Here is a 9,175-nt window from a genome sequence, read left to right as displayed (position 1 = left end):
GACGCTGGTCTACGGGCATTCAGCGGGCGGGCTCATCGTGTCGCTATGGCTGGATCGGTTGCGCCGGCGCGGGGCGACGGCACGCGCCGGCGTCGGCGGCCTGGTGCTCAACAGCCCGTTCCTGGACCTGCATGGCCCGGCGATTGTGCGCCTGGGTTTGACCTCGGCCACGATCGCCGCGCTATCGCGACTGCGTACCAAGGGGGCAATCCGCTGGGAGGGCGACGGTGGTTACGGGTCCAGCCTGCACCGCGATTACTACGGGGAGTTCGACTACAACCTGGAATGGAAACCGCTGGGCGGCTTCCCGATTACCTTCGGCTGGTTACACGCCGTGCGCCGCGGCCAGACCCGGCTGCACCGCGGGCTCGACGTCGGCGTGCCCAACCTGATCCTGCGCTCGGATCACAGCGTGACCGAGGCCAAAGAGAACACAGACCCCACCGCCCTGCAATGCGGCGACGCCGTTCTCGACGTGGCACACATCGCCCGGTGGGCCGGCTGCGTCGGCAACCACAGCACCATCGTTCCGGTGACCGACGCCAAACACGATGTGTTCCTGTCGATGCCGCAGCCGCGGCAAGTGGCCTACCAGCAGTTGGACATCTGGCTCGATGACTATCTCGGCGCCAACTCCAACGCCACAACCCGGAACGGCTGAGGGGCCAGCGGATGGAAACCTACGATCTCGCGATCATCGGAACCGGTTCGGGCAACAGCATTCTCGACGAACGCTATGCGCGCAAGCGAGTCGCGATCTGTGAACAGGGGACATTTGGCGGAACCTGCCTGAACGTCGGGTGCATCCCCACCAAGATGTTTGTCTACGCCGCCGAAGTCGCCGAAACGATCCGCACCGCCGCCCGCTACGGAATCGACGCGCACATCGACCGGGTGCGTTGGGAGGACATCGTCTCGCGCGTCTTCGGGCGCATCGACCCGATCGCGATGAGCGGCGAAGACTACCGGCGGGCCTCCCCCAACGTTGACGTGTATGACCGGCACACCCGTTTTGGAGCGGTCCAGCCCGACGGCCGTTATCTGCTACGCACCGACGGCGGCGACGAGTTCACCGCCGAGCAGGTGGTGATTGCCGCCGGAGCACGAGCGGTGATCCCGCCGGCCATCCTGGAGTGCGGGGTCCACTACTACACCAGCGACACCATCATGCGGATACCGGAGTTGCCCGAGCACCTGGTCATCGTCGGAGGCGGTTTCGTCGCAACCGAATTCGCGCACATCTTCTCCGCGCTCGGTGTCCGGGTCACCTTGGTGATTCGCGGCGGCGCGTTGCTGCGGCACCTGGATGACACGCTGTGCGAACGGTTCACCCACATCGCGTCGACCAAATGGGAGTTGCGCACCCGCCGCAATGTCGTCGGCTCCCATCAGGACCGTTCCTGCATCGTGCTGGAACTCGATGACGGTTCGACACTGAGCACCGACGCCGTGCTGGTGGCCACCGGCCGGGTGCCGAATGGCGATCTGCTGGACGCCGAACAGGCCGGCGTCGACGTCGACGACGGCCGCGTCGTCGTAGACGAATACCAACGGACTTCGGCGCGCGGCGTTTTCGCGCTTGGCGATGTGTCGTCGCCGTACGAGCTCAAGCATGTGGCCAACCACGAAGCGCGCGTCGTGCAACAGAATCTGCTCTGCGACTGGGACGACACCGACGCGATGGTGGCCACCGACCACCGCTACGTCCCCGCCGCGGTGTTCACCGATCCGCAGATCGCCACCGTCGGGTTGACCGAGAATCAAGCCGTCGCAAAGGGTTTCGACGTGTCATGCACTATCCAGGACTACGGTGGCGTCGCGTATGGCTGGGCGATGGAGGACACCACCGGCATCGTCAAGCTCGTCGGCGACCGCGGGACCGGGCGACTCCTCGGTGCACACATCATGGGACACCAGGCCTCGTCGATCATCCAGCCGCTGATTCAGGCAATGAGCTTCGGGCTCCCTACCCCACAGATGGCTCGCGGTCAGTATTGGATTCACCCGGCGCTGCCGGAGGTCGTCGAGAACGCCTTACTTGATCTGTCCTGAAGAGCCGTCCTGCTGGCATTGCGGGCACAGGCCGTGCAGGGTGAGGCCGGCGCGTTCGGAAAGCGTGAACGAACTGCCCGCCATCGCATGTTCCAGTGCCGAGGCCAGTCGTCCGGCCGGCACTTCGATGATCGAGCCGCATCGGGTGCACACCGCGTGATGGTGCGGGTCGGCGGCCAGGCCGTAGGTGGTGACCCCGCCCTCGAGCGTCAGCGCATGCAGCACACCCTGATCGACGAGCGTGGTCACCGTGCGATAGATCGTCGCCAAGTCCGGCGGCTGGTCTTCGGTGGGCAGGCCCTCGCGCAGCCGCTGATCGATTTCGGCCACCGACAGATGACCGTGGATCGGCTCGAGCACTGCCAGGACCGCGATCCGAGACGCCATCCGACGCAGTCCATGGGCCCGCAGCAGTTCGCCGATCCGTTCGGTGATAGCCGGATCCAACGCCGAGGGCTTGGCCACCCACCCAGTATGCGCCTGCCAGACTGACCTGATGACCGGTTCGATCTGCGACGTGCTGCCGGCCGCGGCCGCGCTGCTGTCGGTTCCCGGTGCCGTGGACGCGCTCGGAGTATCGGAGTGGGTAAGCGATGTGAACCGCGTCGCGGTCGTGCTCGTCGACGGGATGGGCTGGCATCTGCTTCCGATGTTGGCCGCCGATGCGCCGCTGCTGGCGTCGGTGCTGGCCGGCGAGACCGGGCGGCTGGACGAACTCGCCTGCACCTTCCCCTCCACCACACCGACCAGCCTGGCGTCGTTGACCACTGGGGTAGCGCCCGGCCAGCACGGCATCCTCGGCTTCACCGTCAAGCTTCCCGATACCGACCGGGTGCTCAACCACATCGTTTGGCGTGACGATCCCCCGGCGGCCCAATGGCAGCCCGTCCCAACGTGGTTCGAGCGGGCGCAGCAGGCCGGCGTCGACGCGCGGGCCGTACTGCCCGCGACGTTCCTCGGCAGCGGCCTCACCGAGGCGACCTACCGTGGCGCGGAGCTGTGCGCCGCCAACCCCGACGACGACTACGCGCAATTAGTGGCCGACCAATTGCACGCGGCGCCCGGATTGCTCTACGCCTACACCGCCGAACTCGACACCGCGGCACACGTGTTCGGCATCGACTCACCGGAGTGGCACGCCGCCGCTGTCCGTGTCGACGCGCTGCTGACCCGACTGGTCGAGGCGCTACCGTCGGACGCCGCGCTGCTGATCACCGCCGACCACGGCGGTCTGAACGTGCCGGCAGATGAGCGGATCGACCTCGACGCCGATCCGCGGTTGAGTGCGGGCGTGCGCGCGGTCGCCGGCGATCCACGAGTCCGCTACCTGCACACCGAGCCGGGCGCGGCATCCGACGTGATCGCCGCGTGGGGCGAGCTGCTGAGCGGACGAGCCGACGTGCGCAGCCGCGACGACGCCGTCGCAGCCGGACTGTTCGGACCCGTGCGTCCCGATCACCTGCCCCGGGTCGGCGATGTCGTCGTCACCTGCAGCGGCGACGCGGCGGTGCTGGCCAGCGGTCACGAGCCCCCGGCAGTGGCGGATTTCGTCGGCTTTCATGGCGCGGCCACCCCTGCCGAGATCGCGATCCCGCTGATCACCTTCCGGGGTTGACCTCGGCTAGTTGCAAAAAACTTGCAGAATTCCTGCGAATCGTCCGCATGAGATGCACCGAGGGTCTACCGTCGTCGACGGTTGGGATTTTTTTTCAGATGGGACGCGACATGGCCGCTGACCCGCTCAGCAGGCAATGGTCGTCGTGGTCGCGGCTGCGGGCCGCCTTGACGCCCGACGAATGGCTGCGTCTGGGATCGATGTTCGGCGTGATCATCGCGCTGCACGTGATCGGTTGGGGGACACTGGTATTCATTGTCGAACCGGCGCACTTCAGTGTCGGAGACAAGGCGTTCGGCATCGGCATCGGGCTGACGGCCTACACCCTGGGACTGCGCCACGCCTTCGACGCCGACCACATCGCGGCGATCGACAACACCACCCGCAAGCTGATGAACGACGGGCAGCGGCCTCTTGGCGTCGGCTTCTTTTTCTCGCTCGGCCACTCGTCGGTGGTGTTTGGGCTGGCGCTGTTGATCGCGGCCGGGCTCAAAGCGATCATCGGGCCGGTCGAACAAGATTCCTCGAGCCTGCATCACTACGCAAGCTTGATCGGCACCAGCGTCTCGGGCGTATTCCTGTGTCTGATCGCCGTCATCAACGTGGTGATTCTGGCGGGCATCCTGCGCGTGTTCAACCAGATGCGTCGCGGCGTCTACGACGAAGACGAGCTCGAAGAACAGCTGAACAACCGCGGACTGCTCAACCGCTTGCTCGGCCGCTTCACCAAATCGGTCACCGCGTCCTGGCACATGTATCCGGTGGGTCTGTTGTTCGGGCTGGGTTTCGACACCGCGACCGAGGTGGCACTACTGGTGCTCGCCGGCACCAGCGCCGCGGCCGGCCTCCCCTGGTATGCCATCTTGTGTCTGCCGGTGCTCTTCACCGCCGGGATGTGCCTGCTGGATACCATCGACGGCTCGTTCATGAATTTCGCTTACGGCTGGGCGTTTTCCAACCCGGTGCGCAAGGTCTACTACAACATCACCATTACCGGGCTCTCGGTAGTGGTCGCGCTGCTGATCGGCAGTGTGGAATTGCTCGGCTTGCTCGCTGATCAGCTCGGTTGGAGCGGCGGATTCTGGAGCTGGCTGGGGGGTATCGACCTCAACGCGATCGGTTTCCTGATCGTCGGCCTGTTCGTGGTGACATGGGTTGGCGCCATGCTGATCTGGCGCTATGCCCGCATCGAGGAGAAGTGGACAGTGCAGGCCGAACGCGTCGGGTGAAACGCGTCAACGAGTGGGCTTGGCTTCACGCCAGGCCCCGTTCGCCGCCGCGCCAAAACCGCGTCTGACTCGAAATCGCCACAGCTCTGGCCTATCAGGGACTCGAGCTCGGTGGCGTGCTGCCCAAATGCGGCGGGGATACGTTAAGCGGCGCTGGAACTTTCGACTACGATATCGCACCCGACGCAGCCGGGCCACAGATCGAAACCGAAGACCGTAACTTTCCATCCGGTCCCTCGCGGGTTGCCTGCTGTCTGAAATTAGCCTGCGCCATGCTATTTCGACGCACGCACCGACACAAACAACACCGGCCGGGGCTGGTCATTTTCGAAGGAGTATCCCAATGTCGTTCGTGTCCATCGTACCGGAAATGCTGTCCAAAGCAGCGGGCAATCTGCAATCAGTCGGGGCCGCCCTGGCTGCCGAGAACGCGGCGGCAGTGGCGCCGACCACCGGCCTGATCCCGGCCGCCGCCGACCAGGTATCGGCCTTGACCGCAATGCAATTCGCTGCGCACGCAGAGATGTACCAGGCGGTCAGCGCGCAGGCAGCGGCGCTGCACCAGATGTTCGTGACGGTGTTGTCGACCAGCGCCGACTCGTATACAGCCACCGAAGCCGCCAACGCGATCGCAGCGAGCTGAGGAGCGTCAGGCCATGGATTTCGCAGCGCTACCACCAGAAGTCAACTCCGGGCTCATGTATACCGGCCCGGGTTCCGGCCCGATCATCGCCGCCGCAGCGTCCTGGGACCGATTGGCCACCGAGGTATCTTCGGCAGCAACCGATTACGGGTCGGTGGTCTCCAGCCTGACCAGTGGTCCATGGCAGGGTCCCGCGTCGGCGTCGATGGCCGCCGCCGCCGCACCGTACGTGTCGTGGATGAGCGCCACCGCGGCGCAAGCCGAACAAGCCGCGGGCCAAGCCAAAGCGGCAGCCGGCGCCTACGAAACCGCATTCGGGTTGACGGTGCCCCCGTCGGTCATCGCGGCCAACCGAACGTTGTTGGCATCGCTGATCTCGACGAACATCCTCGGCCAGAACACCCCGGCGATCGCAGCCACCGAAACCCACTACGCGGAGATGTGGGCCCAGGACGCCGCGGCGATGTACGGCTACGCCGGATCCTCCGCGGCCGCATCGACATTGACGCCGTTCGCCGAGCCACCGGTAACCACCACTGCGACGGGAGCGGCAGCGCAGGCCGGCGCCGTCGCGCAGGCCACCGGCACCGGAACACAAACGACGGTCTCGCAACTGGCGACCGCCGTCCCCGCCGCGCTACAAGCGCTCGCTGCCCCCGCGACGTCGACGTCGGCGTCGACCTCGTCGGGGTTGGAGTCGGGGCTCATGAACGTCCTCAACTTCCTGACCGGGAACGGGTCCGGAACGGGGCTGTCGGCAATCTTCAACGACGTGTTCGGCTCGAGTGGCTTGGGCCTGAACAACAACCTCTGGAACACCATCTTCTCGTCGGGTTTCTACATGCCCGGCAACTGGTTGGGCACCATGACGGATCTGGTCGGCCTCCAGAGTCTCAGTGGCGCCGGTGAAGCGGCAAATGCGGCGGGCAATGCGGCCGGTGCCGCGGCGGGCGCGGCCGACGGGCTCGGCGGCGCACTGGCGGGCCCGGCCGCGGGAGTCGGTGAGCTGGGCGGTGGTGTTGGCGGCGCCGTGTCAGCGGCCCTGGGCCGCGGTACGCCGTTGGGAGCGCTGGCCGTTCCGCCCAGTTGGAATGCGATCGCCCCGGTGACAAGCCCTCTTGCCCCGACGTTGGGGGGTGCTCCACTCAGCGCGCCCCCGGCGGTCGCGGCCGGCATGCCCGGAATGCCGTTCGCGAATGCGGCCGGAAACCACGTCAACGGCGTAACTCCCAAGTACGGGTTCCGCCCGATGGTGGTGGCACACCCACCCGCGGCCGGGTAACCCCTACAGCGGAGTGGTGTAGGCGGCGCTGATGCCGCCGTCGACCAAGAACGTCGCCGCGGTGATGAACGACGCGTCGTCACTGGCCAAAAATGCTACGGCAGCCGCGATTTCGTCGGCCTCGGCGAAGCGGCCCATCGGTACGTGTACCAGTCGCCGCGCGGCCCGGTCGGGATCCTTCGCGAAAAGCTCCTGCAGCAGTGGGGTATTCACCGGCCCGGGGCACAGCGCGTTGACCCGGATGCCCTGCCGCGCGAACTGCACGCCGAGCTCGCGGGACATGGCCAACACCCCGCCCTTGGAGGCGGTGTAGGAGATCTGCGAGGTGGCCGATCCCATCACCGCGACGAACGACGCCACGTTGACGATCGACCCCTTGCCTGCCGGCGCCATGTGCCGCAACGCCGCCCGGCAGCACAGGTATACCGATTTCAGGTTGACGTCTTGTACCCGCTGCCATACCGGCAGCTCGGTGTTCTCGATCAGCTCGTCGTCCGGTGGCGAGATGCCCGCGTTGTTGACCGCGATGTCGACCGATCCATAAGTGTCCGCCGCGGTGTCGAACAACCTGTTGACGCTGAGCTCATCCGAAACGTCCACCTCGAGATACAGGCCGCCCAGTTCGTCGGCGGCCGCCGCACCGGTCTTCCCGTCGATGTCGCCGATGACCAGGGTGGCTCCCTCGGCGTGCAGCCGCCGGGCCGAAGCCAGGCCGATACCGCCGCCTCCGCCGGTGACAACGGCGACCCTGCCGGCCAGCCGCCGACTCAGGTCCGTACTCATTTGCTCATCAGCTCACCCGTCCGCTCGCGTATGACCGCGCCGCCTCGACGATCGCCGAGAACAATCGCAGGTCGTCCAAACTCTCCTCGGGATGCCACTGCACCGCGAGCACGAAGCCGTTCCCGGGCAGCTCCAGCGCCTCGACGACGCCGTCGGCGTCCCACGCGCTGACCATCAGGCCCTCGCCGAGCTCGGCGACGGCCTGATGGTGATAGCACTTCGCGTCGACGGTTTCACCAACCAGCTCGGCCAGCCGGGTGCCCGGCACCGTGCGCACCGGCAGCGTGGTGAACACCGCGTTGCCGGCCCGATGCCCGCTGTGTCCGACGACGTCAGGCAAATGCTGATGCAGCGTTCCACCAAGCGCGACGTTGAGCACCTGCGCTCCGCGACAGATGCCCAGCACCGGCAGCTCGCGCTTGAGGGCCGCGTTCAGCAGCGTGAACTCCCAGGCGTCGCGCTCACGGCCGGGCTGGTCGGTGGCCGGATGCGGCTGCTGCCCGTAGGCGGCGGGGTCGACGTCCTTGCCGCCGGTGATCAACAGCGCGTCGAGGCCGTCGAGCACCCGCTCGGCGATGTCGGGATCCACCGGTTGCGGCGGTAGCAGCACTGCCATTCCGCCGGCCGCCGTGACGCCTTGGAAGTAGACGGCGGGAAGAAAGCTGGCCTGAACATCCCATACGCCGGTCTGCGCTCGACTCAGGTAGGTGGTCAGGCCGACGACGGGTCTGAGCCTTGATTGCCCGGCTTCTCCTCGGGCCGTTCCGCCCCGCATCGTCGCCGGATCAGAGCTTGATTGCCCGGCTTCTCCTCGGGCCGTTCTGGCCCGCATCGTCGCCGGATCAGAACCGCTCAAAACCGCGCACCCTCTCCCAATCCGTCACTGCCGCATTGAATGCGTCCACCTCGACGCGGGCGTAGTTGACATAGTGATTCACCACCGCGTCTCCGAATGCCTCTCGGGCGACCGCTGACGCGTCGAACAGCGTCATCGCTTCGGCCAGCGTAGCGGGCAGACGCTCGATGTCGCCCGTCGTCTCGTACGCATTGCCGGAGCACGGCTCCGGTAACTCCAGGCCCTTCTCGATGCCGTGCAGTCCGCCGGCGATCAGCGCCGCGACGGCCAGGTACTGGTTCACGTCGCCGCCGGGCACCCGGCATTCCACCCGCAAGTTGTCGCCGTGACCGACGACGCGCAGTGCGCAGGTCCGGTTGTCCACGCCCCACGCCACCACCGTGGGCGCGAAGCTGCGATCGGCGAACCGCTTGTAGGAGTTGATGTTCGGCGCGTACTGCAACGTCAGCTCCCGCAACGTGGCCAACTGGCCGGCGACAAAGTTGCGAAACGTCGGCGACATGCCGAATGGTTGACCGTCCTCGGCGGCGACCGGAGAACCATCGGCCGACCGCAGCGACATGTGAATGTGGCAGCTGTTGCCTTCGTGCTCATCGTATTTCGCCATGAACGTCAGCGATTTGCCGTGCTGGTCGGCGATTTCCTTCGCGCCGTTCTTGTAGACGCCGTGGTTGTCACAGCTGACCAGCGCCTCGTCGTAGCGGAACCCGAGCTC

General features: G+C 66.5%; 9 protein-coding genes and 1 pseudogene. 6 read left to right on the top strand and 4 right to left on the bottom strand.

Annotated features, from left to right (window positions below; genetic code table 11):
* Both VNW74_RS10865 and mtr read left to right on the top strand, forming a co-directional pair.
* Nucleotides 1-661: pseudogene (locus VNW74_RS10865) on the top strand (alpha/beta hydrolase); the annotation flags it as partial.
* Nucleotides 662-672: 11 nt separating this feature from the next.
* Entirely contained in the window at nucleotides 673-2,052 is a 1,380-nt protein-coding gene (mtr, locus tag VNW74_RS10860) for a mycothione reductase (RefSeq protein ID WP_325676608.1), read from the top strand.
* Here the strand turns inward: mtr and VNW74_RS10855 are convergent.
* Nucleotides 2,035-2,517, bottom strand: a complete 483-nt coding sequence (locus tag VNW74_RS10855) for a Fur family transcriptional regulator (RefSeq protein WP_325676607.1) — start codon at nucleotides 2,515-2,517, stop codon at nucleotides 2,035-2,037. The two genes, mtr and VNW74_RS10855, sit on opposite strands and share 18 nt — an antisense overlap.
* A 31-nt stretch (nucleotides 2,518-2,548) precedes the next feature.
* On the opposite strand from VNW74_RS10855, the gene VNW74_RS10850 reads away from it, so the two are divergent.
* The 4 genes from VNW74_RS10850 (at nucleotide 2,549) to VNW74_RS10835 (ending at nucleotide 6,821) form a co-directional block, all read left to right on the top strand.
* The gene (locus tag VNW74_RS10850; RefSeq protein WP_325676606.1) at nucleotides 2,549-3,667 is read left to right on the top strand and encodes an alkaline phosphatase family protein; all 1,119 of its coding nucleotides are present in this window, start codon (nucleotides 2,549-2,551) and stop codon (nucleotides 3,665-3,667) included.
* Nucleotides 3,668-3,777: 110 nt separating this feature from the next.
* Nucleotides 3,778-4,896 carry a HoxN/HupN/NixA family nickel/cobalt transporter gene (locus tag VNW74_RS10845; protein WP_325676611.1) on the top strand — a complete coding sequence of 373 codons (1,119 nt, stop codon included), beginning with the start codon at nucleotides 3,778-3,780 and terminating at the stop codon, nucleotides 4,894-4,896.
* A 343-nt stretch (nucleotides 4,897-5,239) separates the two neighbouring features.
* Entirely contained in the window at nucleotides 5,240-5,539 is a 300-nt protein-coding gene (locus VNW74_RS10840; protein WP_325676605.1) for a PE family protein, read from the top strand.
* Between the two features lie 13 nt (nucleotides 5,540-5,552).
* Nucleotides 5,553-6,821 carry a PPE family protein gene (locus tag VNW74_RS10835; protein WP_325676604.1) on the top strand — a complete coding sequence of 423 codons (1,269 nt, stop codon included), beginning with the start codon at nucleotides 5,553-5,555 and terminating at the stop codon, nucleotides 6,819-6,821.
* 3 nt (nucleotides 6,822-6,824) lie between these two features.
* Here VNW74_RS10835 and VNW74_RS10830 read toward each other — a convergent pair whose 3' ends face one another.
* From VNW74_RS10830 to VNW74_RS10820, 3 genes are all read right to left on the bottom strand, one after another.
* Nucleotides 6,825-7,604: a 3-oxoacyl-ACP reductase gene (locus tag VNW74_RS10830; protein WP_325676603.1), complete on the bottom strand. Its 780-nt coding sequence runs from the start codon at nucleotides 7,602-7,604 to the stop codon at nucleotides 6,825-6,827.
* Nucleotides 7,605-7,611: 7 nt separating this feature from the next.
* The gene (locus VNW74_RS10825; protein WP_325676610.1) at nucleotides 7,612-8,379 is read right to left on the bottom strand and encodes a gamma-glutamyl-gamma-aminobutyrate hydrolase family protein; all 768 of its coding nucleotides are present in this window, start codon (nucleotides 8,377-8,379) and stop codon (nucleotides 7,612-7,614) included.
* A gap of 67 nt (nucleotides 8,380-8,446) precedes the next feature.
* Nucleotides 8,447-9,175 (bottom strand): glutamine synthetase family protein (locus VNW74_RS10820; protein ID WP_414686654.1); only part of this gene is annotated, 729 nt, incomplete at its 5' end.

The sequence above is a fragment of the Mycobacterium sp. genome (genome assembly GCF_035570115.1).
Lineage (GTDB): Bacteria > Actinomycetota > Actinomycetes > Mycobacteriales > Mycobacteriaceae > Mycobacterium.
Note: the sequence above shows the minus strand (reverse complement) of the source record. Positions and strands in the feature narration are given on the sequence as shown.

Excerpts from the sequence above, each read along its gene's own strand:
- mtr (WP_325676608.1), top strand. The coding sequence starts at position 673 with ATGGAAACCTACGATCTCGCGATCATCGGAACCGGTTCGGGCAACAGC.
- VNW74_RS10840 (WP_325676605.1), top strand. The coding sequence starts at position 5,240 with ATGTCGTTCGTGTCCATCGTACCGGAAATGCTGTCCAAAGCAGCGGGC.
- VNW74_RS10845 (WP_325676611.1), top strand. The coding sequence starts at position 3,778 with ATGGCCGCTGACCCGCTCAGCAGGCAATGGTCGTCGTGGTCGCGGCTG.
- VNW74_RS10835 (WP_325676604.1), top strand. The coding sequence starts at position 5,553 with ATGGATTTCGCAGCGCTACCACCAGAAGTCAACTCCGGGCTCATGTAT.
- VNW74_RS10825 (WP_325676610.1), bottom strand. The coding sequence starts at position 8,379 with ATGCGGGGCGGAACGGCCCGAGGAGAAGCCGGGCAATCAAGGCTCAGA.
- VNW74_RS10850 (WP_325676606.1), top strand. The coding sequence starts at position 2,549 with ATGACCGGTTCGATCTGCGACGTGCTGCCGGCCGCGGCCGCGCTGCTG.
- VNW74_RS10830 (WP_325676603.1), bottom strand. The coding sequence starts at position 7,604 with ATGAGTACGGACCTGAGTCGGCGGCTGGCCGGCAGGGTCGCCGTTGTC.